The organism is Psychrobacillus sp. FSL K6-1415 (assembly GCF_038003185.1).
Lineage (GTDB): Bacteria > Bacillota > Bacilli > Bacillales_A > Planococcaceae > Psychrobacillus > Psychrobacillus psychrodurans.
The window spans coordinates 2,349,094-2,374,992 of sequence record NZ_JBBOOQ010000001.1; the positions used below are offsets into that span (position 1 = coordinate 2,349,094).

Annotated in this window: 31 protein-coding genes and 2 pseudogenes; 4 read left to right on the forward strand and 29 right to left on the reverse strand. The window is 33.4% G+C overall.

Features of this window, described 5'->3' with window-relative positions; genetic code table 11:
* Window positions 1-33 precede the first annotated feature (33 nt).
* Window positions 34-198, reverse strand: a complete 165-nt coding sequence (locus tag MKY60_RS11025; protein WP_340929850.1) for a hypothetical protein — start codon at window positions 196-198, stop codon at window positions 34-36.
* Window positions 199-294: 96 nt separating this feature from the next.
* Between MKY60_RS11025 and MKY60_RS11030 the strand changes: the two genes are divergently transcribed.
* Window positions 295-630, forward strand: coding sequence for a winged helix-turn-helix transcriptional regulator (locus tag MKY60_RS11030; protein WP_340929852.1), 336 nt, complete (start codon window positions 295-297; stop codon window positions 628-630).
* 144 nt (window positions 631-774) lie between these two features.
* Here MKY60_RS11030 and MKY60_RS11035 read toward each other — a convergent pair whose 3' ends face one another.
* A complete protein-coding gene (locus MKY60_RS11035) occupies window positions 775-1,215 on the reverse strand; it encodes an Lrp/AsnC family transcriptional regulator (protein ID WP_241599708.1) in 441 nt (146 codons plus the stop codon).
* A 120-nt stretch (window positions 1,216-1,335) separates the two neighbouring features.
* Here MKY60_RS11035 and MKY60_RS11040 point away from each other — a divergent pair, with 120 nt between their 5' ends.
* Window positions 1,336-1,887, forward strand: coding sequence for a cysteine hydrolase family protein (locus tag MKY60_RS11040; protein WP_340929854.1), 552 nt, complete (start codon window positions 1,336-1,338; stop codon window positions 1,885-1,887).
* Between the two features lie 86 nt (window positions 1,888-1,973).
* Here MKY60_RS11040 and MKY60_RS11045 read toward each other — a convergent pair.
* Window positions 1,974-2,105, reverse strand: a pseudogene (locus tag MKY60_RS11045) (carbonic anhydrase); the annotation flags it as partial.
* A gap of 24 nt (window positions 2,106-2,129) precedes the next feature.
* Here MKY60_RS11045 and MKY60_RS11050 point away from each other — a divergent pair.
* A pseudogene (locus tag MKY60_RS11050) lies at window positions 2,130-2,277 on the forward strand (MBL fold metallo-hydrolase); the annotation flags it as partial.
* Window positions 2,278-2,425: 148 nt separating this feature from the next.
* Here the strand turns inward: MKY60_RS11050 and MKY60_RS11055 are convergent.
* From MKY60_RS11055 to MKY60_RS11110, 12 genes are all read right to left on the reverse strand, one after another.
* Window positions 2,426-3,844, reverse strand: a complete 1,419-nt coding sequence (locus MKY60_RS11055) for an MFS transporter (RefSeq protein WP_340929856.1) — start codon at window positions 3,842-3,844, stop codon at window positions 2,426-2,428.
* Window positions 3,845-3,966: 122 nt separating this feature from the next.
* Window positions 3,967-4,584 carry a nitrite reductase gene (locus MKY60_RS11060; RefSeq protein WP_340929860.1) on the reverse strand — a complete coding sequence of 206 codons (618 nt, stop codon included), beginning with the start codon at window positions 4,582-4,584 and terminating at the stop codon, window positions 3,967-3,969.
* Window positions 4,585-4,764: 180 nt separating this feature from the next.
* Window positions 4,765-7,182 (reverse strand): heavy metal translocating P-type ATPase, encoded by a 2,418-nt coding sequence (locus tag MKY60_RS11065; protein ID WP_241599717.1) that lies wholly within the window; start codon window positions 7,180-7,182, stop codon window positions 4,765-4,767.
* A gap of 82 nt (window positions 7,183-7,264) precedes the next feature.
* Complete coding sequence (gene copZ, locus MKY60_RS11070) at window positions 7,265-7,471, reverse strand: copper chaperone CopZ (RefSeq protein ID WP_340929863.1); 207 nt, start codon at window positions 7,469-7,471, stop codon at window positions 7,265-7,267.
* 74 nt (window positions 7,472-7,545) lie between these two features.
* On the reverse strand, window positions 7,546-7,878 hold the full coding sequence (locus tag MKY60_RS11075; protein ID WP_241599721.1) for a metal-sensitive transcriptional regulator: 333 nt from the start codon (window positions 7,876-7,878) through the stop codon (window positions 7,546-7,548).
* A gap of 251 nt (window positions 7,879-8,129) precedes the next feature.
* Window positions 8,130-8,465 (reverse strand): four-helix bundle copper-binding protein, encoded by a 336-nt coding sequence (locus MKY60_RS11080; protein WP_340929865.1) that lies wholly within the window; start codon window positions 8,463-8,465, stop codon window positions 8,130-8,132.
* Window positions 8,466-8,658: 193 nt separating this feature from the next.
* Window positions 8,659-9,924, reverse strand: coding sequence for an MFS transporter (locus tag MKY60_RS11085; protein ID WP_340929866.1), 1,266 nt, complete (start codon window positions 9,922-9,924; stop codon window positions 8,659-8,661).
* A gap of 119 nt (window positions 9,925-10,043) precedes the next feature.
* Window positions 10,044-10,448 carry a hypothetical protein gene (locus MKY60_RS11090; RefSeq protein WP_340929868.1) on the reverse strand — a complete coding sequence of 135 codons (405 nt, stop codon included), beginning with the start codon at window positions 10,446-10,448 and terminating at the stop codon, window positions 10,044-10,046.
* A 160-nt stretch (window positions 10,449-10,608) separates the two neighbouring features.
* Window positions 10,609-11,148, reverse strand: coding sequence for a GNAT family N-acetyltransferase (locus MKY60_RS11095; protein WP_340929870.1), 540 nt, complete (start codon window positions 11,146-11,148; stop codon window positions 10,609-10,611).
* Window positions 11,149-11,313: 165 nt separating this feature from the next.
* The gene (locus MKY60_RS11100; RefSeq protein ID WP_340929872.1) at window positions 11,314-11,889 is read right to left on the reverse strand and encodes a hypothetical protein; all 576 of its coding nucleotides are present in this window, start codon (window positions 11,887-11,889) and stop codon (window positions 11,314-11,316) included.
* 370 nt (window positions 11,890-12,259) lie between these two features.
* Entirely contained in the window at window positions 12,260-12,607 is a 348-nt protein-coding gene (locus MKY60_RS11105; RefSeq protein ID WP_340929874.1) for a hypothetical protein, read from the reverse strand.
* Window positions 12,608-12,955: 348 nt separating this feature from the next.
* Window positions 12,956-13,936, reverse strand: coding sequence for an NAD(P)-dependent alcohol dehydrogenase (locus MKY60_RS11110; protein ID WP_340929875.1), 981 nt, complete (start codon window positions 13,934-13,936; stop codon window positions 12,956-12,958).
* A 320-nt stretch (window positions 13,937-14,256) separates the two neighbouring features.
* Here MKY60_RS11110 and MKY60_RS11115 point away from each other — a divergent pair, with 320 nt between their 5' ends.
* Window positions 14,257-14,628: a DUF5367 family protein gene (locus MKY60_RS11115; protein WP_340929876.1), complete on the forward strand. Its 372-nt coding sequence runs from the start codon at window positions 14,257-14,259 to the stop codon at window positions 14,626-14,628.
* 160 nt (window positions 14,629-14,788) lie between these two features.
* Here the strand turns inward: MKY60_RS11115 and MKY60_RS11120 are convergent, their stop codons facing one another.
* The 14 genes from MKY60_RS11120 to MKY60_RS11185 all read right to left on the reverse strand — a co-directional run bounded on the left by MKY60_RS11120 (window position 14,789) and on the right by MKY60_RS11185 (window position 25,783).
* The gene (locus tag MKY60_RS11120; protein WP_340929877.1) at window positions 14,789-15,421 is read right to left on the reverse strand and encodes a chloramphenicol acetyltransferase; all 633 of its coding nucleotides are present in this window, start codon (window positions 15,419-15,421) and stop codon (window positions 14,789-14,791) included.
* A 108-nt stretch (window positions 15,422-15,529) separates the two neighbouring features.
* Entirely contained in the window at window positions 15,530-15,967 is a 438-nt protein-coding gene (locus tag MKY60_RS11125) for a hypothetical protein (protein ID WP_340929878.1), read from the reverse strand.
* A 585-nt stretch (window positions 15,968-16,552) separates the two neighbouring features.
* Window positions 16,553-16,912, reverse strand: a complete 360-nt coding sequence (locus MKY60_RS11130; RefSeq protein ID WP_340929879.1) for a hypothetical protein — start codon at window positions 16,910-16,912, stop codon at window positions 16,553-16,555.
* 313 nt (window positions 16,913-17,225) lie between these two features.
* Window positions 17,226-17,564 (reverse strand): cytoplasmic protein, encoded by a 339-nt coding sequence (locus MKY60_RS11135; RefSeq protein ID WP_340929881.1) that lies wholly within the window; start codon window positions 17,562-17,564, stop codon window positions 17,226-17,228.
* Between the two features lie 91 nt (window positions 17,565-17,655).
* Complete coding sequence (locus tag MKY60_RS11140; RefSeq protein WP_340929883.1) at window positions 17,656-18,147, reverse strand: YxiJ family protein; 492 nt, start codon at window positions 18,145-18,147, stop codon at window positions 17,656-17,658.
* A 97-nt stretch (window positions 18,148-18,244) separates the two neighbouring features.
* Window positions 18,245-18,784, reverse strand: coding sequence for a cysteine hydrolase family protein (locus MKY60_RS11145; RefSeq protein WP_340929885.1), 540 nt, complete (start codon window positions 18,782-18,784; stop codon window positions 18,245-18,247).
* A 158-nt stretch (window positions 18,785-18,942) separates the two neighbouring features.
* Complete coding sequence (locus MKY60_RS11150; RefSeq protein WP_340929886.1) at window positions 18,943-19,602, reverse strand: hypothetical protein; 660 nt, start codon at window positions 19,600-19,602, stop codon at window positions 18,943-18,945.
* A gap of 260 nt (window positions 19,603-19,862) precedes the next feature.
* The gene (locus MKY60_RS11155; protein WP_340929887.1) at window positions 19,863-20,675 is read right to left on the reverse strand and encodes a M23 family metallopeptidase; all 813 of its coding nucleotides are present in this window, start codon (window positions 20,673-20,675) and stop codon (window positions 19,863-19,865) included.
* A 161-nt stretch (window positions 20,676-20,836) separates the two neighbouring features.
* Complete coding sequence (locus MKY60_RS11160; RefSeq protein ID WP_340879804.1) at window positions 20,837-21,490, reverse strand: HAD hydrolase-like protein; 654 nt, start codon at window positions 21,488-21,490, stop codon at window positions 20,837-20,839.
* A gap of 166 nt (window positions 21,491-21,656) precedes the next feature.
* Window positions 21,657-22,373 carry a DUF2812 domain-containing protein gene (locus MKY60_RS11165; protein ID WP_241599750.1) on the reverse strand — a complete coding sequence of 239 codons (717 nt, stop codon included), beginning with the start codon at window positions 22,371-22,373 and terminating at the stop codon, window positions 21,657-21,659.
* Window positions 22,370-22,687 carry a PadR family transcriptional regulator gene (locus tag MKY60_RS11170; protein WP_340879806.1) on the reverse strand — a complete coding sequence of 106 codons (318 nt, stop codon included), beginning with the start codon at window positions 22,685-22,687 and terminating at the stop codon, window positions 22,370-22,372. The genes MKY60_RS11165 and MKY60_RS11170 overlap by 4 nt, the downstream gene beginning before the upstream one ends.
* 412 nt (window positions 22,688-23,099) lie before the next feature.
* The gene (locus MKY60_RS11175; protein ID WP_340929890.1) at window positions 23,100-23,927 is read right to left on the reverse strand and encodes a CPBP family intramembrane glutamic endopeptidase; all 828 of its coding nucleotides are present in this window, start codon (window positions 23,925-23,927) and stop codon (window positions 23,100-23,102) included.
* 109 nt (window positions 23,928-24,036) lie between these two features.
* A complete protein-coding gene (locus MKY60_RS11180) occupies window positions 24,037-24,831 on the reverse strand; it encodes a MerR family transcriptional regulator (RefSeq protein ID WP_340929892.1) in 795 nt (264 codons plus the stop codon).
* Between the two features lie 481 nt (window positions 24,832-25,312).
* Window positions 25,313-25,783: a GNAT family N-acetyltransferase gene (locus MKY60_RS11185; RefSeq protein ID WP_340929894.1), complete on the reverse strand. Its 471-nt coding sequence runs from the start codon at window positions 25,781-25,783 to the stop codon at window positions 25,313-25,315.
* Window positions 25,784-25,899: the final 116 nt, after the last annotated feature.

Here is a 25,899-nt window from a genome sequence, read left to right on the forward strand (position 1 = left end):
CTCTAAAATAATTTATCCTTCTTTTATATTAGCTTATCTCATTTGCACTAAATGCTCTAACACTTCCGCAATATCACCGTCGATACCAATAGATTTAGCAGCAATTACATCTGGAAAATGAAACTCTCTCCCTTTATTCATGGTAATATAGGTGGCATTTTCCTCGTATAATGTATCCATTTTGTATGTTGGATACATGCTTTACTGGAATCTAAATGTATTATATAGTACGTATAGTTACTGAAACAAGTATGCACTTTTTAGACGCATACTATCAAGGAGGATAGTGTAATTATGAAAAAATCCAAAGTTATAGTCGCAGACAACGAAGAGACTTTTTTCGGCTACACACTTTCTATTATCAACGGCAAATGGAAACTGCTCGTTATTTACTATTTATCCAAAAATGGTGCCGTACGATATAATGAACTTCAACGTATGATAGGCACTGTAACCTATAGAACGCTAAGTTCGACATTAAAAGAAATGGAGAATGATGGCTTAGTTCATCGTGAGGAATATCCTCAAATTCCGCCAAAGGTCGAATATAGCCTTACTGAAAAAGGACAAACTCTCTGGCCTCTTATTCAAGAAATGTGTCAATGGAGAGAGAATAATAAAGAAAAATAAGAGATTAGAAAATGCTAATTTAAAAACCAACACAAAAAAAGCAACTTCTAGTTTTTAACAGAAAGTTGCCTTTTTTATTTTAATCTAATCGTAGCACCCGAATAATATAGAAACGATGCACCTAGAAAAGAAAAGCGTTTTTATTCATGTAGCAGTCAACGGATTCTGTAGTTTAATCTCCTGGATAGATAAATGTACAGTATAGTTCCCGTACTCAAGAATTTTATCCAAAAAAAGATTCAATTGTTCTTGAGAACTCACTTTTATTTTTATATGATAACAGGCTTCTCCCGATACGCGGTGAACCTCTACCACTTCTTTTCGATCATGCATCAATCTTATAAACGAATCATGATTGACTGTTTTCATATAGATAATGACAAACGCAGTATAAGTAAGTCCTAATTTCATTTCATCAACTATTAATGAGTAAGCTTTAATAACCCCATTTTCCTCCAGTTTTTTTATACGATTCCCTACTGCTTGTCCCGTCATATGAATTTGTTCACCTAAGTCTTTCCATTGCACACGAGAGTTTTCGGATAATAACCGAAGAATTTGAAAATCAATATTATCAAGTTCCATTATAAATTCCTTTCACCATGAAATTTTTAGAGATAAAAGTGTTTCGTCAACCTATCGATATAAACTACTAAACGTTCTATGATTATAGTGTAACAAAATAATTTGAATGAGGTGGAGAAAATGAGCACAGCTCTAATTATTGTAGATATTCAAAACGACTATTTTCCAAAAGGAAATATGGAATTAAGTAACCCTGAAAAAGCGGCTGCTAATGCTGCGAAAGTGCTTGAATGGTTTAGAAAGAATAACAAAGAGAACATTTTTCATATTCAACATATCGCAGCTGACCCAGCACTAGGCTTCTTTATTTCTGATACCGTAGGGGCTGAAATACATGAAACTGTTCAACCATTGGAAAATGAAAGCATTATTATCAAACATTTCCCTAACAGCTTTTTAAAGACTGAATTAGAAAGCCAACTAAAAGAAAAAAGAATAACTAAGGTAGTGGTTGTGGGTATGATGACACATATGTGTATTGATGCCACAGTCAGAGCTGCAGTAGATCTTGGCTATGAAACTACACTTATTGAAGATGCATGTGCAACACGTGACTTGTCATATGAAGGTAAGGTTGTTCCAGCTGATCAAGTTCATTATGCGTTTGTCGGTGCGCTTAACGGTATGTATTGCGCTGTAGAATCCACCGAAGATTTCCTACAAAAAAATTAACAAATCATAAAGAACATTTAAAAGTAAAAGGCTGTTCAGATGTAATTTTTTCTGGATAGTCTTTTTTCATTACACTTTACTTAGTTAACAAGACGTGAATCCATACAAGATAATACAACTAGCTTTTTATTCGGATATTTTATTGTGATGTAGGGATCATACCATTTTTCTTCAACGAATCTACCATTAAATTTTAAAATATCTTTTAGCGAAGACATATTATACACATGTTGTCTTCAATCAAACAACCAAATGAAAAAACTTTATATCTAGCTGGAGATACTGTTTGGTATGAAGGTGGTCAAAGAAGTAATCGCAATATATAAAATAGAAGGCGATTCGCTCGTTATGAGGGAAGAAGATATCTATGAAGGGGATAAGGCTGCACCAGACCACGGCGAATCATACTCATTTTAAGCGTAAAGACAAACTGAAAAAATACATTTTTGTCTGTTTTTTTCATATTTCATAGTTAAAACATATTAAAAAAAGCCCCAGAACAAAAAATCCGGGACTTTACAAATGGAAATGACTCTCCTTATTTCGGTGAGCGGGCAAATAGAAGCACTAATAGAGCACCTAGAAATGCTATTATACCTGACCAGAAAAATGCCTGCTGAAATCCTTCATTCAATGCAACTACTGATGACCCGGCTGTGCTAGAAGCAGTGGTTGCGCCTGCAATAGCTACTATTAAAGCTAGACCAACCGCAGAACCAATTTGGTAAAAGGTATTGTATAAACCAGATGCAATACCTGACCTTTCTGATTCTACTTCTGACACAGATGCCGTGGTAGCAGGTAAATAGGCAAGTGCATTACCTAGAGATGCTAGTAATCCAGCTAGCAACACATTTGTCCAATAGTTTCCATTTACTGTAGCTGTTTGTGAAAATAAAATGGCGCCTCCTCCTAGTATGATAAATCCAGTGATCAATGTCTTTTTTATTCCGAATTTCTCCATTACCTTTTCTGCTAAAACGATCATGAAAATCGCCATAAATATCGGCATGGGAAGTAGTGCCATTGCTCCAACAAATGGAGAAAGCTGTAAAACCTGTTGCAAGTATAAAACAAGTATATATACAAGCGGAAACCAGGATGCTGCTATTAAGAAAACCGAAATATTTCCTATAGCTAAATTAGGTGTCTTGAATATATTGAGCGGTAAAAGTGGTTCTTTTTTCTTGGACTGTACCAAAAGAAAAATAATAAGCAAGACAGCACCAACAGCTAAGGCAACTATTGTATTGAATGACTGCCAACCACTATGCTCTGCTGTTACAATTCCATACACAATTAACATGGAAGAAACAGTAACTAAAATGGCACCGATATAATCAACACTACCCGTTGCTTTAGGTCCTGCCTTTTGTAAAAGCTTTGGAGACAAGATAAGTACGATAATACCAAATGGAACATAGATCAATAATGTCCAGCGCCAACCTAGAACTTCTGTAATGACACCTCCTAAAACGATCCCCAAAGCTCCACCTGCTGCCCCGGAAAGCCCCCAAAAAGCAAGTGCTTTACCCATTTCTTTACCATTAGAAGAAAACAAGAGCATAATCACGGACAGTGCAGCTGGTGCAATGAAAGCAGAGCCCAATCCTTGAATTCCCCGGAACACGTTTAAACTCATTTCACTCCAAGCTAAACCTGCAAACATTGATGACACAATTAAAATGAGAACACCCAAATTAAAAATTCGTCGATTTCCGAATAAATCCGCTAACCTTCCGCCCAATAGTAGAAATCCTCCGAAGAAAATCAGAAAAGCACTCATTACCCATTGTAAGTTTTCTTGACTGTAACCTAGCGTTTCTTTGATAGATGGTAGGGCAATCTGAATAATTGCAGAATCCATCATGACAAGGAAATTCGCAAAGCACAACAAAAAGAGTGCTTTCCAACGCTTCGGATCTGGCTGCGAAATTGACTGTGCTTGTGTAGTCATAATGATATTACCTCCAATATTACAGTTTATTTTGATTTGATATTAAATAATGGACCGTCTAGAATAAGATGAATTATTTTCCCTTACCTATTTATTAATTCACAACAAATAAAGCAATTTTATTAACTTATTAATTGGTCCTTACCAAGCCTCTTCCAGAAATTAAAAAATGTCTCCCGTTTTTTGCCCATTTGTGAATAGGAAGCAATTACTTCATCTACGGTATCGTACAATTCTTCTGGTGTTAAGTTCTCCTTCAGCAAGAAACCAACCTCGGCGTCTTTTCCTTTTGCTTTTCCTCCAACATATAAATTGTAATTATCTTTAAATTTCATTACTCCTATGTCACTTAACATTGGTTCACCGCAGCCGATTGGGCAACCTGTATAAGCAAACTTTAGAGTGAACGGTACAGGTTTTCCAGCAAAGCGTCTATTTAACTCTTTTGCTACTGGCATTCCTTCTTCTTCTTCTCCTTTGCAAAAATTGCATGTTCTTAAACTCTTTACGTAGTTTCCTACTGGATAACACGCCAACCCAACACGTTCAAATTCATCTATGATTTCTACTTTTCTATTCTCTGGTATTTCTATATAGATTTGTTGAAAAGTGGTTAACTCAAGTTGATCATCTTCATACATATATTTAGAGATTGTCATAAGTTGTTTTGCATCTAACTTTGCTCCAAACCCTATTCCGCCATTTATCGCAATTTTTATTTTTTTAACATCGCTATCCATATTCATTTCCACCCTTTTCCAAATAATATTCTTTATTCTAATTACCATACCTAGGTTAGGTATTATTGAGTTTCAAAAAATTTTTATATTTTTTGGTAAATGCTTCTTTATTGATACTAATAACATGTAATCTATAGAGTAAACAGTGTATAACGTAGTTCACTCTATAGATAATAGTGTTTATTTTTCTAATTTCACTCTTTGTAAACGTAAAGCGTTCAGTACAACGGACACCGAACTAAATGCCATCGCTGCGCCTGCAACCCAAGGTGCAAGTAATCCTATTGCCGCAATTGGAATACCAAGTGTATTATAGCCAAATGCCCAGAATAAGTTTTGTTTAATATTGCGCATTGTTTTACGACTCATTATAATCGCATCAGCAATGCTGTTTAAATCGCCGCGAATTAATGTCACATCAGCGGCTTCCATCGCTACGTCCGTACCTGTACCAATAGCCATCCCTATATTAGCTGTTGCTAGTGCTGGGGCATCATTAATACCGTCACCAACCATTGCAACCTTTTTGCCCTGTTGTTGTAGCTTTTTCACTTCTTCTGCTTTACCTTCGGGAAGCACTTCTGCAATAACTGCATCAACGCCTACCTCTTTTCCAATTGCTTGGGCTGTACGTTCATTATCACCTGTCATCATGATCACCTTGATGCCCATTTGTTGTAATCGGTGTACAGCTTCCCGAGAGGTATCTTTAATTGTATCTGCTACTGCAACTAGTCCTGCATATTGTCCATTAATACCAGCTAGCATTGCTGTTTTCCCATCACGCTCTAATTCTTCCATTGCTGGGAGTACAGATGTAATATCAATTCCATATTGTTGCATGAGTTTCCGAGTTCCAATGACAACCCCTTGACCTGAAACTGTTGCTTGCACTCCATAACCTGGAATTGCTTCGAAGAATTGGACGACACCAAGTTCGATATCTTTTTCTTGAATTCCTTCAACGATTGCTTCTGCTAATGGGTGTTCGGATTGTTTTTCTGCGGCACCGATCAATGATAAAAGTCTTTCTTCGTCTTGACCATCTGCTATTAAAACATCTGTTAATACCGGTTTACCATGTGTAACAGTACCTGTTTTATCCACTACCACTGTGTCAATGCTTTGTGTTTGTTCTAAATGCTCGCCGCCTTTGAACAGAATACCAAATTCTGCAGCTCTACCCGAACCAGCCATAATGGAAGTTGGTGTCGCTAAACCAAGAGCACATGGACAAGCAATAACAAGTACTGCGATTAACACTTCAAGTGCAGGTGTAAATTCACCCGGTTGAACCCATATAATCCATACAAGGAATGTAAGGATGGCAATCCCCACCACGATGGGTACAAAAACTCCTGAAATTTGGTCTGCCATACGTTGGATCGGAGCTTTTGACCCTTGTGCATCTTCTACTACTTTAATAATTTGAGCTAATGTAGTGTCACGACCAACTTTTGTTGCTTTCATTTTGATGAAACCATTTTTGTTAATGGTTGATCCATATAATACATCGCCTGTATTTTTATCCACAGGTAAACTTTCACCTGTTAACATGGATTCATCCACTGCTGTAATACCTTCTAAAACCTCCCCATCAACTGGGATTTTTTCACCTGGTTTCACTAAAATTGTGTCACCTATCACTACTTCTTCTAAGGGTACTTCTTTTTCAACTCCATCACGAACGACTATGGCTGTTTTAGCTTGAAGCCCCATTAATTTTTTTATAGCTTCAGACGAACGTCCTTTAGCTTTTGCCTCAAATAATTTACCTAAAATAATAAGTGTAATCAGTACCGCACTTGTTTCAAAATATAGGTGTGGACCGTGATGTGTTCCAGCTGTAACAACTGCTTGATATACACTATAAAAATAGGCTGCGGAAGTACCCATGACAACAAGTACATCCATGTTTGCACTACCATTACGAAGTGCTTTATAAGCACCCACATAAAACTGTTTCCCGATAATAAATTGGACTGGTGTTGCCAAAATCAGTTGTATCCATGGATTCATTAACAAATCCGGTACATATAGGAATGATGTAAATGTAAAGTGCCCTACCATCGTCCATAATAAGGGTAACGATAAAATGGCTGAAATAATGAATTTACGTTTCTGATCTTTTATTGCCTTTTCTCTGTGGTCTACTTGTTCTGTATCCTTTTGTTTTTGATGTGCACCGTAACCGAGCTTCTCTACCTTGGCAATAATGTCCGCAACTGTTACTTCTGATGGATTAAATTCAATTGTTGCTTTTTCAAGCGCTAAATTGACGTTCGCAATTGCAACACCTTCTATTTTATTTAACCCCTTTTCAATGCGAGTAGAACATGCGGCACAAGTCATTCCTGTAATATCAAATTCCGCTTTTTGTTTCACAACACCGTAACCAAGTGCTTCAATTTTCTTTTCAAAATCGGCTGCACTCAGTTTGGACGGATCATATTTAATCGATGACTTTTCAAGTGCCAAATTGACACTTGCTTGTTCGACACCATCCATTTTATTTAATCCTTTTTCTATACGAATTGCACACGCTGCGCATGTCATTCCTGTAATTTGCAAGTTAGCTTCTTTAACTTCTGTATTCATGTTACTTTCCACCTCTTTCATACCATCTAGGGGTATCTAATTTTGAAAATAAGAGAGTGCTATGGAAGCACTCCATCAATTTTTATTCTACCTCATAACCTTGATCTTCAATCGTTTCTTTAATTTTATCGAGTGATACTTGCACTTCATTGAATGCTAGATATACTTGCGCGTCCGTTAAGTTTACTTTTACTAGTTCTACTCCAGTTAATTGAGCAACACTTTTTTCGATTGCGTTCACGCAATGTCCACAAGACATTCCTTGTACATTTAATGTTAAATTTTGCATATTTTTTCTCTCCTTAATTGAAGTATATATAACCCGCATACACCACCGGGGTATATTTTAATTAAAAAATTTTTTTATTTTTTCATGAGCTTTTGAATCGTCACAAGTAGTTCGTCTAATACCTCTTCATCACCCTCTGAAAGGCGATCAACTACACAGCCTTTTAGATGACCTTCCAGAAGAATTTTGGCTACACTATTTAAAGCAGATTGTGTCGCAGACAGTTGTGTAATTACATCGTCACAGTAAACGTCTTTCTCTATCATGCCTTTGATCCCTCGAATTTGCCCTTCTATACGATTTAATCGAGTTGTTAAATCCTTTTTTACACGTTCTGGATGATGGCTTTTCCGGCAGGATGTGACAAACTCTTTATCGTAATTAGTCTCTTTCAATACGTTTTCCATCAGCTCAACCTCCTAACTTGACTTCATATTACCATACCGTGGTGTGGTATGTAAAGTGGAAAGTTTTAGAGCTATTATTTGATGTCTATATATTAAAGAGACTCATTCTGACGAGTTTCTACATTTATGTCACAGCAAGATGGAACATCACTTTCATTTTTTTTTTAGAGAAATTTAAGGCTACCACAAAAAGTATATTGCTTACTTTTTACAGTAGCCTTTTAATAATCAAAATTAAATTCCTTGTAATTTTAACTTACATACATACTCATTTCACGACATGCTTTTGCACATTTTCGGCAAGATTCAGCACATCTTTGACAATGTTCATGGTCGTGCTTAGCACATTCATCCGCGCAACGTTCACAAATTTCCGCACAAAGTTGACATATCTTTTTCATAAAAGGGCTATTAGAAGTCATTGCTTGTATAGCAAATGCACAAGCATCCGCACAAGCTCGATCTAATCTAATGCACTCGACCATCATTTTTACATGATCTTCTCTTAAACAAGCATCATAACATTTGTTACAAGCCTCTAGACATTCGTTGCAAGCTTTAAGACACTCTTCATATTTCTGATTCATGTAAACACCTCCTACCTACAATTTGTCCTCTGTACTATTGTACCCTGGAGGTCTAAATTCAAACTAAAAGTAAAAACCAATATAAAATCATTATTATTCCAAACTCTTAAGAGTGAGAGAGTTGTTAATAACTGATAATCTTGTTCAACAATCGCACTCGTTTGTTAAACAAGAAATATTTTCGTTAGTACCATCATTCTTTTCCACTGCGGGACCATATTACGACTGGAATGAGTATTAAAGACAAAATCCCTCCGGCAAGTGATAACGTTTCGTAACTTGAACCAGCAACAACCAGTCCTGACATGATACCTCCGGTTGCACCTGCTAATGCAATAAATACATCCACAGTCCCTTGAGTTTTGGCACGTGTTGAAGGTTCTGTTGAATCAACAATTAAGGCTGTACCGCTTATTAACCCCAAATTCCATCCTATTCCAAGTAACGATAATGCAACAACAAGAAGGAATAAAGAGTCAGCGGGTGCAATTGCAGCTACAACTCCTGCAAGCAGCAATGTGATTCCAGAAGCAATCGCCATGGCAGTTCGACCAAACTTATCAACAAGAATCCCCGTGAAGAGTGAAGGCAAATACATTGCACCTATATGAAACCCGATAACAAGTCCGATTGCCCTTAAACTGTAACCATGATGTCCCATATGAATCGGTGTCATTGTCATAATAGCAAGCATCACAATTTGACTAAGAACCATAATGGTAGCTCCAATTGTAATTCCTTTTTTATTACTTTGTTTCTTTTCGAGAGTCTCGTTAAGTATCTTGTTTTTTTTATTGGTATTTATGTTTAACGCAATAATGAGTGGATCAGGACGTAAAAAAATAAATATCACAATTCCTGCTAATATAAATGCTGCTGCGGATAAAATAAACGGACCTGCTAATTCAGGAACACCAATTGAAAGTGCGAAATCCCCCATTACATCCACTAGGTTTGGACCAGCAACTGCTCCAAATGTCGTGGAAACCATTGCTATACTTACAGCAGTGCCCCGCTGTTTATTAGTTGCTAGATCCGTACCGGCATAGCGAGCTTGTAAATTTGTTGCAGTTCCTGCACCGTATACAAATAAGGAAGCAAATAATAAAGGTACACTATTAAAAACAGTCGCAAAAACAACACCTATTGCTCCGAGGCCGCCTGTTATAAAGCCTGTTGCAAGACCCATGCGTCTACCCAGACGGTTAGAAAGTCTTCCTACTGAAAAAGCAGCTCCTGCTGATCCTAAAGTCAAAAAAGCAGCTGGAAGCCCTGCAAATGGATTTGTTCCAAGCATTTGTTCTGCAAGTAATGCTCCAACTGTTACTCCAGCAGCTAATCCTGCTCCTCCAAACATTTGAGAAATAACGATAATGATTAATGTTCGTTTATATAACTTTTTTATTCTCTCTGGATTTTCTATGTATCCTTGTGCAAAGTTATTCAGCTCACCAGGCATATTTATACCTTCTTTCCCCATATGTATCTATTTAAATCAACTATTTCATAGTCATTCTACAGTCCTACACAACCTTTTATCATTTTTAATTTTAAAACTTTAGGGAAATAACTCAACTTCTATTCTTGATTAAATTGCCATAGTTTTTTTAAAGGAATTTCAGACTCTTTAAAACCATATTTAGCTAACATAATTCGGTCTAGTGCTTTTTTAGGGTTTTCTTGATAAAATTTTATAATAACTTTACAATGTGCCAATGCTAAATGTTCTGTTAGCATTCTTGCAAATTCACCAAGTATTTCTTTATGTTCTTCTAAAACGGCTTCTTTTGAGTAATACTTAGCTGATACATAATTCACACGTTGGTCATCTTCTTCATAAATTAGCTCTGGCATTTCAAAATCCTCTAATGTAGCAGGTCGATGTTCATCTAATATGAATAATGATAAGTTTCGTTTGCCAATTCGTAAATCCCAAACTTCGAAGTCTTTTAATCTTATTTTACGTTCAAAATAATTAATCAAATTTATATTTTCTCCTTTCTTTTAAGGAATGTATACAGATCGATATCATTAAAGAATATTTTCTGCCAAAATAGCGATTGCAATTTTTGTCCAATCATCCTTGTTATTTCCGCCTTGATGGACATGTATCACTTGTTTAACTATACTGGTTCAATAATATTTATTGCCATTCTGTTCTTAACAATGAAAAAACTAAAGCATGATGAGACTGATTATTTTGATAGAGGTAACCCCTTAATAATCCCTCCTCAGTAAAACTCAACCGTTTTAATAACTGTATAGATGGCTCATTCTGTGGATAAGTTATACCACCAATTCTATATATTTCTAAATCCTCAAATGAATATCGTAATATTTCCCTTACAGCTTCAGTCATAATCCCTTTGTTCCAATGTGAAGGATGCAGCTCAAAACCAATCTCAGCTTTTTTACTCCTGGTGCTAAGATTGTTTAATCCCAACGTACCTACAAACTCGCCAGTATCCCTTAATACGATTCCCCATCTTATACCTCTTTTGCTCTTGTATGTGTTTTGGAAAGACTCGACTATTTTTAGAGCATCTTCTAGACTTTTCAAACTCTCCATTCCATAGTACTTGGTCACTTCGTTTCTTGACATGATTTCGTAAAAGCTTTGAGCATGTTCCTTTTCAACTTGAACTAAGTTCAACCGTGTTGTTTCCAAATTTGGAAATCCCATGGACTTTTCTCCTCCGTCGTTTGTATTCTATTATTTTAGCTACTTGTTTTAATCTTCACGTTAACTCTATTAAATTTAAACAAATGATATCAATCTTTTTAATGTGTTATTAAAAGCTCTTCATATAAAGCCCCCCTAGTTAAATAAGGCTAAATACTGAAAAGCTCAATTTTGAAGTAAGTTTGGTACTTCAATTTTCCATGTTTCATTTTCTTTTTTTAATCCCATTAATGTTGTAGCCGTGAGCCTCCCATAGTTGACCATTAATTCGACTAATAGGCCATTACTATCCTCTTGTTTTATTTTAATTGAATCATAATATCTAAAATCAAAGGCTATCTCTAAGTTGGAGATGTTCAGATTTTCATAATATTTTTCTTTAAAAGAATCATAACCAGGTAGCTCACCATCAAAATAAGCCAATGAATAGATTGCTTCTATATCGCCGATAACTGCTGAATGAATATATATAAGTATAGTCTTTTCTGGTGAAAAACCTTTTAAGTAATTTGTGTCATACTCCCTTGTAAATAATTCATATGACTGTAATTCTTCTTCCGAAAGGTCGGTTAAATATGAAAACACTTCTTCTGAGTCATCAATTATTAATACTTTCTCTTCTTCTATATCGATAAAATTTTCCTTTTTTGATTCATCTTGTTCTATATAATTACTATGCGTACAACTAGTTATCATTAACAGGAAAGGCAGAGTTACAAAGAGAGAAATACTTAATTTCAAATGAATAACTCCTTTCTTACCACTTGATGTTAAGGAAACAAAGCTAATACTTAAACTTCTTTCACCAGCTTTTCCACTGTTTGAATTAAAGCACCAGCTAGTATAACATCTTATCGTGATAAACGTTTGATATTTAATAATCCCATATTAACTGATGTCTCTATATAACCAATTATCTGATTAAACGTAAAAACATCAAGTTTTTCATTCAAAACTTCTTTATCGTATTCCATATCATTTAAAAGAAAAGGAAGGAACTTTTTTACTTCTTCAGACTTAACCTCTTCCAAATCTAAAATTGTAGGAAACTTACTTAGACTTCTACTTAAATCATTTTTAAGCCATAGTATTCTAATAATTTACCATTTAATTATCGGAAATCATTATGATACAAATGAAGTATTTCGTTATTTTCTTCCATCCTGATTCTCAACCAAGGAAGATAAAAACCTTTTAACCAAATATCATCGGCGATTAAATGTGTAAAATACCCTAATATATAAAGGTCTTCTATTTGTGATTTATATTTATGTAAGAATCCTTTATAATCAATGCTTCTTGTATAATCTTGTACATCACCTTTAAAGAAATGTGTTAAGTCTTTAGTGGAAACAGCATCTGCTGCAATGCCTCCAAGTAAAAATGAAGTTCTATCTTCTATCAATAGACCCTCCGCAATTCTATTAGTAATAATCAAGTGCATTATTCCTGAACCCAATATAACTCACCCTTTACATATTTTAAAATTGATAGATACTCTTATAACTTCCGTGTTATTTCAATAAAAAATGCAATACTCCTTTTGAAGTAAATCACTCGGAAGTGAGAATACCTTTATAATCAATACATAACATAACTAATAAAAAACACCCAGACCATTAGGGAAAGTTGAGTGTTTTGACAGAAAGAGTCTATGCATTTATTTACTATTTTAGGGGAATTTCTTCTTTCTCCTCCCTATATCAAGAGTCAAATACCCAGTTGAACAAAAAACTAAACGAATAGTTACTTCAGGACCATAAACAGGATTAATAATATAATTAAAATCTTTTTGAAGTACAATTCTTTAAAGTATTTTTTGTTCCAAACTGATGACAACTTTCCCCTGTGCTTTTCCTTCACTAAGATACTCTATAGCGTCTGCAACCTGGCTTAACGGATAACTTTTATCTATTACAGGTTGTACTGTTCCTTGTACAAAAAGATCCAGTAGGATGTTTTGATCAGATTTATTGGGTTTATGGACAAGTAATTTCATGTTCTTTTTTTCCATCTTAGAAATAACAGGTCCCAGAAACAATACTTGGGATATTAGTGACATTGGACCACCGACCATGACGTACGTGCCCTTAGGTTTTAATAAATCCTTATAATTGAAAATAGACCGGTTTCCTACTACATCAAGAATAAGATCATACAATATACCTTTTTGCACGAAATCTTCTTGAGTGTAATCAATAACATGGTCCGCTCCCATTGTCTTCAGCATTTCCAACTTATCCGTGTTATCTACACAGGTTACTACAGCACCATGTAATTTGGCAATCTGTAACGCGAACGTGCCCACACCTCCGCCTGCACCGTTAATCAAAACCGTTTGCCCTTCCTGAATATGTCCTTTATCGCGAAGACCTTGCAAGGCTAGAACAGCAGCTTGTGGAATGGCTGCCGCTTGTTCAAATGTCATACTTGGTGGTTTTAAGGATAATGCGTCTTCATGCACACATACATACTCCGCATATCCGCCCCAGCCACACCAGGAAATATCCCCAAGTACCTCATCTCCTGGAAGAAGGTGTTTTACGCCGTTGCCAACCGCTTCAACCCGCCCCGCTATGTCCGCTCCGAGGATTTTGTATTTTGGTTTTAGCAATCCTCCAATACGAGTTAAGAATGGTTTACCTCTTAGGAGGTCCCAGTCCCATGAATTCACAGATACAGCATGAACTTTTACCAGTACTTCATTGTCCCGAATAACTGGTATTTTTACTTCTTTGAGCATAAGAACGTCTGTCATTCCGTACCTATCGTATATCATCGCCTTCATGGTGATTGCTCCCTTACATTTAATAGTTGCCAATATTAAAATATATGTTGAATATTATATTTTCTACACTTTTATATTAAATTCCTTCTTCCACACTCCTGATCAGTTATTATTGTTCCCACTCAAGCAGTTTTAAAGAGCTATCAGAATTCGGCACACTTTTTGGATAACTCTCCCAATTAGTTATAAATCTTGTTTTACACTTTTATTCGTAACTTAGCTTCGGCACCTCATCTTTACATAAAATTTACCGAAGATACGAGGAGATTAATAATCTATGTAGAATAATATATATTAAATCTTTATTAGAGGTGAATTTTATGATAAATGTAAGCTGGGGCATTTTATTGTGGGTTTTTGCGACATTACTTTTCCGTTTTTACGGACAACTATTTCTGATACCTGGGAATGTGTCTTTATTGATTATTACCTTTATTCTGACCATACCTTTAATAATAATTGCAACGTATGCTTATTATTATTTGAGAAAGATACCTGAATCAAAGCGTCTAATGACATCAGTCCAAATTGCTCTCCCAGGAATGATTTTGGATATATTTAGCGTTATTTTTTTTGATAAAGTCTTTTTAAACTTACATACTGATTCATTACCTTTTTTCGCTGCATGGTTACTGTGGGCGTATAGCTTAATATTAATTTCAGGTTTTTCGATAAAGATTAAATCCAACTAATGCTTTTATTATATGAATCTTCCCTTCGTATTCAACATGAAAACTCCATTATCATCTAACTAAACGCACCCTTTTAGCCGGTCATGCAGCAGAACTATTCATATTTTGTATCAATTCCCTTCTTGAAGTTAAACTTTCGTTAGTTTAAATAGGAGCAAGACTATGCCTTGTTATTTGCTAACCATTTTGTGATATTATCAAGTAAATCTACTGAATGGAAACTTACAGGATAAGAACAAACATTATCTGATATAGATGTAATATTTCCTTGTATGCTCTCTGCATTTATTAGTTCAACATATTCAGGAATAAAATAGTTTAATGTCTCATAATAACGTTGATGAGGTTCCACTATTTCTAAATGTTTTTCAAAATTACCTCTTTTTCTTGTAATATCTATCTCCTTACGACTTTTCAAATTTTCTTTGTCAGTATATAGATAGAAATACTTATCAGGGAATCTAATTCTCCCCTCTTTAATTTCATTTCGGTAAAATCCAGAAATAAAATCTAAACTATGATTATATAATTTAAAATCGAAACACCAGTTATAACTTAGTAGTTGAAAAATATCGCCATCAAGAATAACAGTATCATAAGTTTTAAGTTTTTCTTGAGCAATTAACCAACGTTCTATTTGACGTTCTATATACCAGGTTTTTGACTCTACTTTCGGGTGCTCGAATAATAAATTTACTTCCGGAATTATAAAAGCATTGGTTCTTTTTGCAAATTCATGAGATGTTGTTGTTTTTCCTACGGCACTTGCTCCTTCTATACAAATCAATGACATATTATCACCCCTAATACATATTCTATTTCTGAGAATTTATATAGTGAACTATCCTTTTTACGTTCTAGGAGTTAATATATGCATTAGCTTTTCTATAACAATTTTTGGTTATAATATATCAATATCAAAAATATAAGTTGCTTTTCCCTGCGGCCATTCAACAATAACTTCATAAATATAATATCCTTTTTCTGATGGAAGGGTTATTTTGTTCCCTTTAACTTCTATCGTAGTACTTGTAAAATCTGTATTCCACTGATTAGCGTCTATTGAAGTTGGGTTTTGATCTATTTCAATTTCTAATTTCCCATCTCCACTTCCTTCTAATGTAGTGAATTCACCAGCTAATTCATATTTATCTGAAGTACTAATATTACTTACTTCAAAATCACGTTCTTTCCATTCGAATTCACCTATAGTCATCGAATAATCGTTATTTTCTAAGATAACTTTACCCTCTGGTTGTATAAAAGTGCCTCTAACTGGAATCCCATTACAACCAGTTAGAATTATTACAATTAACATCAATAAATACACTTTTATCATTACAACATCCTCCTTTCAATTTTTTTAAAATTTCTCTTTCAATCAAAACTTATACCATTTGTTATACTAAACCGTTACTTTAATTAGGTGTATATATCACAATTTAATGTTTCTGATAAAAAAATAAACCATCGAAGTGATGGTCTTGTTTAACTAAAGCTATCTTTGGTTTAAGTATACCAATTCAGAAACAGACTGTTGTCTCCTCTATAACATAACTATACTTAAGTATTAGCTCTTGATTTATCTTCTAATTCTTCTACTTTAGTTGAATATTTTCTATAAAATAAGCGTATTATTCCCCATTTGTATATTTCTTTGGCTGTTCATTATTATTATCCCTAATTTCAACTAGTGGATTTTGTTCAACACCATTAATGACAATCTTTTCAAATAAATACAAACCAATTAGCTCCTTTCAAAATAGCTATGGTAAAACTTCTAGTTTCTATTATACTCAACCTGAAATTAACTCAATAAAAAAAATTCCTTATCAACAAACCATCTGCGTTAGTTCCATAAACAAAAACTGTTTAACTAAAGCAACCTTTAGCACAATAAGAACTTGCCAATCAGTGATATGAATTATTTTAATGTGTTAGTTTCTCTATCTATAAGATGTTTACCTAAATCTGCATAGGATCTTTCATATCCAGCGGTAACTTTCCAACCAAACATGTTTTCTTGGATCTTCACGTTTGATGTCGTATTAATAACATCTGAACCATTTGTTCGTAATAACAAATAATAAGCATTAGATATATCCGTTTCAACAACATCTATTAACTGTGTAGAATCAATATCAAACATTTCTGTGATATATTTTTCAATTGCTTCATCACGAGTTGAAAAGTGAGTCAAATATTGATAAATACCAAAAGAAAAAATTATTATTACCCCAATTGAAAATAAGTAAATCAATAATTTATTATACTTATTTTTCATGCTGCCACTCCTCTTTACTCTTCTATAATCTATTTCGACACCCTTTAACTTGTAGATGGGGTATCACCATCGATAAGTTATAATATTAAAGTTTCTTGAATATAATATCGCTGTAATTGGTAGTGTCAGAATGTAAGGCCTACCACAATAAGTAAAGGTAAAAGGTAAATCCTCTAAGTCATTCAACCATATACTCCTGTAGAAATAACCAAAATTAAAGCAGATAAAATCATAAACTCAAGTAACCTGTCTTAGCACAATGGGCTTCAATATGGTTGTCTAATTATTCCATCTCTTGAACATTATTAGTTTTTTATCGTAGGGTAGATACTAACTCTTCATTCTTCACTTCCAATATATATTCAGTGAAAATGTGTTCCCTACCACCATTTTTCTCGTACCACTCTTTAATTCGTTTGACGTGAGCATTGTCACCTTTTACATTATTCTCTATTTCTATATAATTGTCATAACTGTCATATTCCCAAATAGCAAAAATTTCTGTAGTATTATCCTTATTATCCTTCAACCATCGTCCAACCAATCTTGCTCCGTACTTTAGTTGATTAGGTAAATTAGTTTTGTCGAAATGATCATTAAACTTTTCAACGAAATCATTTTTTACAATATAAAATTTCCTCCTATAAAACATACAGTTCCCCTCCTATGACTCTCTTGGTCCGTGTACTTATATCGATAAGCCCCCAACATATTCCTCTTATTGAACTATGACTCCGTTTGTTTTATAAAGCTTCTAGAAACAGGTAACAGAATATTAAATTTCGTGCTTTTTCATATTTAATATATTCTTCATAAAAACCTGGATATAAACCGATATGTTCTTCCAAAAAACTATATTGTTGGAAGAGATTAAAGAATGACATTTGAAGCCAATCTATCTGACCTTGTGGTATATTTTGAGAACGTCCCCTAAGAATATAACTTAAAATCCCATTAATGTTCATCCAGTATGTATTCATATCAGCATTTATACAGTCGTCTTCCAAGATCAATTCTTTAGAATCACTCATTATTTTGGACGTATCGGTATAAGGGAAAGGTTTACATAAATCTAATGCTAGTAGCTTATTTAACATATATGGATTTTTCTCACGGTAAACTAACTCTAAGATATATTCAAAAAAAGGAACTAGTTCAGAGTGAAGAGATTTTACTTTCGCATTTTGTGCTTGATCTAACCCGCTTAACGTTATCACCCTTAAACTTTCGCTCATCAAAATCACCTATCATATTTATTTTAAATAATCATAACATTTGTTCTTAAGCCAACTCTTGCACCGAAAGTACAATAACATTTCACGTATAAATTATTTAAACTCTCCTTGATTTATACTCTTCAATATATTCCTCTATATCCAATACCTCAATAACATTAGACCAATGTAAAACTGTCCCTACGAAACCCCTTACATCCAGTTCTTTCATTTCATATGTGGCTTCGTCATTAACAGTTCCTGTAGCATCTTCAATAAATGTGACTTGATAACCTCTGTCATATGCTGCTATTGCAGTAAACTGGCAACAAAACTCAGTGTTAAATCCTGTTATAAACAGATGTTCTACACCGAGTTGGTCTAACTTTTCACTAAGTTCTGTATGGATGAAAGCACTTGGTGACTTCTTCTCAATTACAATATCTGCATATCCCTTTAGAGAGTGATGCAGTTCTGAGCTTGGCAATTCTTTATTGAAAGGGCTTGTTTCATCATCATCTATATTTCTTATAAATATTACAGGTTCATCATTTTCTTTAAAGTCTTGAATAATACTTTCAATTTTGTTTAGTTCTTGCTGAAAATCTTTAAATTCCACAATTATATTTTGTGCATCAATTACTAATAGTGCTTTCATGACTCCACCTTCTCTTTAATTTGATTGTCTTATAAAAGCCAATTCAACATAACTCCTTAAACTCCTGCTTTTTTACTTAAACTGCTGGGTTAGTTCAATAAAAAAAGCTTTACTTCTTCTTGAAGCAAAGCACCAGTTTATACTAGAAACCAATACAATCATCCGTAAATATGAAGTCCAATTACACTCATATTTTTATTATCTACTACTAAAACAATTTGTTTTGCAAATGTAATAAATGCACGAATGGTCAATGACTCTTTTAAATTTTCATCCAACTTCCATCCAGTTGGTTGAAGTAATATTGATCCATTTTCAATAAAGAATGAACACATAAAAAATCCTCGTATTTTCTCTGTCTCTTTAATGTCTAGTGGATCGATCAATTCTTGATTCACCAAATAGTGTTTCACTACTCTTGGTTTAGTTGCCAAATTAAGATGTTTTGTACGATATAAATCAGGAATAACTGGATATATACCATTTGACAGCAAATCCTGTACAATCTTTTTAGACTCTTTTTTAAGGAATCTTACATTTATTTCTTTAAGCTTCCCATCAATGAATATTTGCTTTATATCTAAATAATGAGGAACTACTTCATTCATTATAGTTTCTAAAGCATTGTCATTTGAGGTTGGTAATGTTGTGAGGGAATCTTTACCAAAAACTAAATCAAAAGAAGCAAAAAGCTGGCAAACCGTGCTCATTTCACTTAATTCGACAGTTGAATCCAATCTCTTGAAATTTAATTCACCATTATCATCATTATTAAATTGGAATGGAGGTTCTTCTATTTCTGTAAGCCAATTAAACATAATAATCCCTCAATTCCTCAGTATGATAATTCCATTATATGCAATTTACCAGACAATTCCTTATAAAACTAACTACTTTACCATAACCCTTATTTAAAGAAAGAACCTATAATTCGAGGAATAAATAAGAAAAAGTCTGCTAATGTAAATGCATTTTCAACTTTATCAAAGGTATCCATTTTTTCTTTCTTTTTTTTAATACATTGCGTTACAGTATCCCCTTGAATTGGCTCTATTCCATCGATAAAATTGATACGAATTTATTGACAATTCATATAATCCGGCGAATCCATAACTTGAAAATGAATATGTGGCTCAGATGAGTTTCCAGAATTTCCACAAAGTCCAATATTTTGTCCTTGCTTAACTATATCTCCCTCATTTACCATAATGGAATGTTGTTTAAAATGGGCAAGTAAACTATACTCTTTGTTTGAATGCTCTAAAATGACATAATTTCCTGCTGGCTGTGATTCATTCATCTCGCCCGGAATGTTATCAATAATATTATTAATTACTTTTACGACCTTACTATCTGCTGGTGCAACGACCTCTTTATCGAATGCATAGAAATTTTCATTATGCATTTTGTTATCTTTATAGGTTTGGTCATCCTTCATCACAACTAAATCATATGCATAACGTTGTGATTCATAAATATAATGATAGTTAATAAATTCATTTGTTCCACCCCAAAAGACAAACCAATCTTCTTTAATAGGGAACGTATATGCATTTTTCGAATAACGTTTGTCACTTTTTGGAAAGGTTATATAGGGTTTTAATAAAAGGCGATGGATAGCGTCCATCGAATCGAATAAAACACAAATTATTTTTTCGCTATGGTTATCTAACCATAAATACTGAACAAAAGATCCTATCAATGTCGTTTTAATTAGTTGGTAACTTTCAACATTATGATTAAATGACTGTACTAATTCTTTAAATTGTCCAATCGTTATTAACTCTTTAAAATCTTTAATACATTGTTTATAAAGTGTTTCTGGATTTCCATTTAAGAAGTAATGTCCAAAATTTTCTGGTGTTATATATTGGTCTTCATTTTTACTCACAAAAGCATCCCCCACCATTTCCCTATTAGCTAGCCTGCCCTTTCCTTAAATACGTTTGAAATAAATATAGGTTCCAATTTTGAGTAAACTTTCCAAATGAAAATATCTAAGGTACTTTTTTAATATTTAACTATAGTACCTAGTTAGTGGAAGAAGTTATTTTACAGTTTAGGTAATAAAGTGGTTAGTTCAATTAAGTCATCTATTACCAAATCTGCCTGTGTGAGTTCATCTTCTTGTGCAAAATCAAAATTACATCCAATTGCTGTTAATCCATTATCTTTAGCCGCATATATATCAGATAGACGGTCTCCGACTACTGCTGCTTTTTTTATATCATACTTCTTTAAAATAGTTTTAACTAAATCCCCTTTATCCAGCGTTTGTATTTGTTGAATACTAAATGTTTCTGTAACCCATTTATCTAAATTATAATAACTCACAATTGCGTTTAAGTACTCCGTTAACCCATTACTCGCTATGTAAATGGAGCAATTATTCGCTTTTAAATAACTAAAAACTTCCTTTACATTAGGATATAATGCACCCTTCCCACTTCTAATATTTTCAACTAATCTTTCCAGAAAATAAGCATCAGTTTGTTTTCTTACTTCATCGGAATGATTAGGCAATAAAACTTCCCATACTTTTGGTAAAGGGACTCCCATAATTTCACGATATTTGTCAATAGGAGCTACTGTATCCCACTTATTTAATGTTCGTAAATGGTTAAAAGTATCCTCGAGTGATAATTCTAAAATTTTATCTGTTTGAAATAGAGTTCCATCCATATCAAAAATCAGTGATTGTAGCATTGTTTTCTCTCCCTTGTTCATAACTGAATAGCCTCTAAGATTTAAAAAACTGTTTAATACTTATTCAACTGAAATGAAAAAGCTACCCTTACAGGTAGCCACTTGTTTAACAAAAGTTACTCATTAGCTCCATAATGTCTAAAAACTGAATCATTTGATTCTTCTACTAAACTCTCTTCCCACCTATTTTGTGGTAAAGAGACATGATGACCCAAATTGCAGTTGGAAGTGCGATTGCTCCAATTACCATAGACGCTATGAGGTAGAGTTCACTACCATCGACAAATAACAAAATATTAACAGCAATTATGAATAGAAGGATAGGTATAATTTTCAATAGATTAACTAATCCCTTTTTTTCTTTTACCTTCCATTTGTTATTGTATGTTGCGATAACAGTCCAAACAGTTGGGATGGCAATTACAGTGGAAATAACAGCTATTACCTGTAGTAATAATTTTAAAGTATCCGAACTTAACATTGCTCCAACCCATGCGAGTATCGTTATTAAAACTAACGGAATTGCTAAGAGTTTCATCGAGGTAATTGAATTATCATGCTTCTCAATCGATGTGTCTCGGTCACTGTAAATCGGTTGCGTACCAGAATATGCTCGAAATAAATGAATATATCCTTCAGAAGCGATATGCGACCATCCAGAAGATGAAAAAAAGCCAAAGTATTCCTCTTCTTCATCCTCTTTTAATGAGCGATAATCTACACTGTAAATATAATCTTCGAGTTCCCCTTTTTCAAGTGTATAGCCCATAAACTTAAAATCACTGACATGCCAACCCTTCAAAGAAAATCTGCGTAATTTTTCCATGTCTTTATCCTCTGAAAAAGCTAACCCACCTGACGTAATAAACTTTGTTTGTTTCATTCTTCAACCTCCTTCAATCCAGTTTCAGCTAATTGAATCATCAGTTTTCTTAGCTTCACATCTTCTTCTAACACTTCTCTACCTTTTTCAGTAAGCAGATATGTTTTACGTCTTGAATCTGATCCATCATGCAAATAAATCCACTCTTGTTTTAATAATTTTTTAATAATAGTGTACATCGAAGCAGGACCTATAGTAATTGCCCCTTTTGTTGTTTGTTCAATTAAGTTCATAATTGAGTAACCATGCTTTGGTTTGGTTAGAGCAGCCATAATATAAAACATTGAGTCTGTTAATTGCTCAGTTTTCTTCAACCAATCACCTTCTATATCTTTTTTTGATATATCTTAAAGTGATACATCTAAAAATAATATATCATTAAGTGATACATATGTCTACTCTTTTATATCATAATCTGATACATCGATTTTTTCTTTTATACCAAAAAGAACCCATCCAATGGGCTCTTCTTAGAAATCAATAATATGTACTACTCGCATTGCATTTAACATTACGCCTTTCAGAGATTCACCTTGCCCAACTACTCCACCTGACATTTCCCAACCTCTCAAAAGATCTTAATTCGTAATATTTCCTTTTGGTCATTAAGTAATATAATTGCAGCCGAAACAATCTTGTTACATTTAGTTAAAGAAAAAAGTGCCCTAGATTGAAGTAGAGCACCCTTTTATTCAACAATTTAACTATATTAACTTATTATACAAATCATGTATTGTTATCCATTATTAATGTATGTATCTTCTTTCCATAGAATACTTTCTTTGGATTTATAACGATTATCAAAACGGCAACTACTAAATAAAACAATGCGTTATACATGATTAAATCGATTAAGTTTCCATTTATTATGCCAATAAAAAAATTAAAGAATTGGTGGATGATAATGGGAACAATCAAATTTTGATTTAAGTTATAGAATACGGTCATGATGATTGTAGTGGACTGAATTGAAATCATAAAGAACAGCATATATTTGACTAAATCAATGCCCACATACCCTGTAGTAAACCATATAGGTAAATGCCATATTCCCCACCAAAATCCCAAGATTATCGAAGCTTTTAATGGCGAATGCTTTTTTTGAAGCTCAATTTGAGCGAATCCTCTCCACCCTATTTCTTCTCCTAGGGGACCTGACAGAAGATTTTTAAAAAAGAAATAAACCAGCATTCCCCATGAAGTTTTAGTGAAAATAGAGTCTGCTTCACTATTATTAGATACGATAAACAAAATCACTAAAAATATGAAAGCTTGAATCATACTTACCGTAAGAATTACAGAAAATTTGAGTTTATTCTTGAACCTATCTTTTGCAAATTGAATAAAACTCTGCCCTGGATAGATTCTTTTAAATAACACTCCAAAAGCAAAGGTTGAGGACCAAGCTGATATACAGAGCATGACATCAAAGACCCATACAGGAAATTCTAACATCCTTATGACTCCTACAAGAATAAAAAGCGGTAAAAAAATGATATTGGTTAACAAAATAAAACTAGTGACTGGATTTTTTAGTTTCTTTTCACCATTCATGTATAATCCCCTCTTCAAGGTAAGTATTTCGTAAATTTATTATCGCTTCTACTTACGAATACCTTCAGCTTAAACCTAGGGGTTACTCACAGGTCAATACATGTCTGCATTATTTTATAGGTACATACATTTCTAAAAATACACGTTCAAGTCCTTCTTCATAAGTAGTAAGTAATAGATTGATATAAACTAGCCCCAAAAGTTCATATCCTTTTTCTATTGCTACTCTTCTTAAACTCGCTTCCACATTATGGTCAATATTTTTTCCACCAGTTGACCACCTTCCATCTTCAATAATGGTATACATACATTTTGGATGAGATAAAATCTCACCTTCATTTTCTTCATGAGTGTCATTTACTTTTCTTACAATGATAAACTTATCTTCAAGAATACCTTCGTCATTGAATCTTATGACTCTTCTTAATGACGTTAGAGTAATGGCATTTTTCAAGCTGTCCGTGTTCTCTTTAAGAGTTTCATAATCATCAAACGCAGTGAAATGCTCTATTTCTTCTTTTATTTCTAAAGGCTTCATTTCTTTTACTGTGTATTCTCCTAAGAATTGTTTTATTTTTTCGCAATCTTCTTTTACGATCTGAATCTTTTTTAAAAGAAGCTTCTTATATTCTATTTCTTCTAAAACCTTTTGTTCTTTCTCTTCTAATAAAGATTTTATTCCCTCTATACTCTTGCTTTTTCTTAGTTCTTTAATTTTTTTTATTTCAATATCCATTTCTCTATAGAAATTTACTGTGGCTATATTATATATATCAAATCGATTATATTTTCTATACCCATTATCCTTATTTTGTTTAGGTTTAACTAATCCCTTTTCTTCATAAAATTTTAAGGTATCTCTAGATACACCTAAAAATTTAGCAACATGTCCAATTGTATACATTTTACTCTCCTTTATCTTAGGTACATATTTTTCATGTTATTTCATACTATAAATACTTCTAAAAATATTTTGCTATAATAACAAAGCTATGTATCGAAAAGTAAACAACTAACATTCAACTACAACCTCAAAGTGAAAAGAATTTCTATCTCATTTGAAAGTTTTTTCAGACAACAACGAGAAACGTTTTAGCACCCTTTTGCTTCTAAAAGCTGGAATGACCGTATTTCTACCCTTTTATTTTTTATTTCCTCTCTTTTTAAAATCAAAAGTTGGTATGAACTGTATATTGTCACTACTTTTTAGTTCACCACTCTTAAAGCAAATCCAATATTTTCATCTTGTAATTGTCTGTTTACATATAACTTTTCTCCTGTAAACCAGTTCACCACTTGAATATGGTGACCATCGTACATAACTTAAACTTTTTCTTTATTAATATTAACCTCCTTAAAGTATCTTCAAGTATCTTCGAGCGCTGTTATAATTTGATCATCGTCATAAATTCTGCAAAATCCGTGGTAAATTCGTCTTTCTTAACTAAACCAAGTTTTTCATATAAATGAATAGCTCTTTGATTGAACTTTGCCACAGTTAATCGAATTGGACTACCTATATAGTTTTTTTCAATGTATCGAAGAATAAAAGAACATATTTCAAAACCGTTACCTTTCCCTACCATTTTAGGGTTCATTCCTAGCCCCATATCTATAGAGTCGTCTGAATAAACACCAATTTTTTTCCCGACTGGAACTTGTGCATTCTCTCCAGCACAAAAAAATCCATATATTTCTTTCTTATCATTTACAATCGCATAATATGAACCATCGAGTCTTTCCTTTATTTCTTGATCTGTTAATTCATTATTATAGAAATCATATGGTTTTTCATACTCCCAGCTAAGTATATCTTTTGCTATTTCTTCATTCATATTTTCTATAAATAACTTCATATTCTACATCCTTTCTCATGTAGCAATTCCATAATTTTAGAGGAAAATTTTTCTTCAACTAAACTGCTTAGTTCAAAGAAAAATGCTTATCTCCTACTTGAAATAAGCGCGCCTTA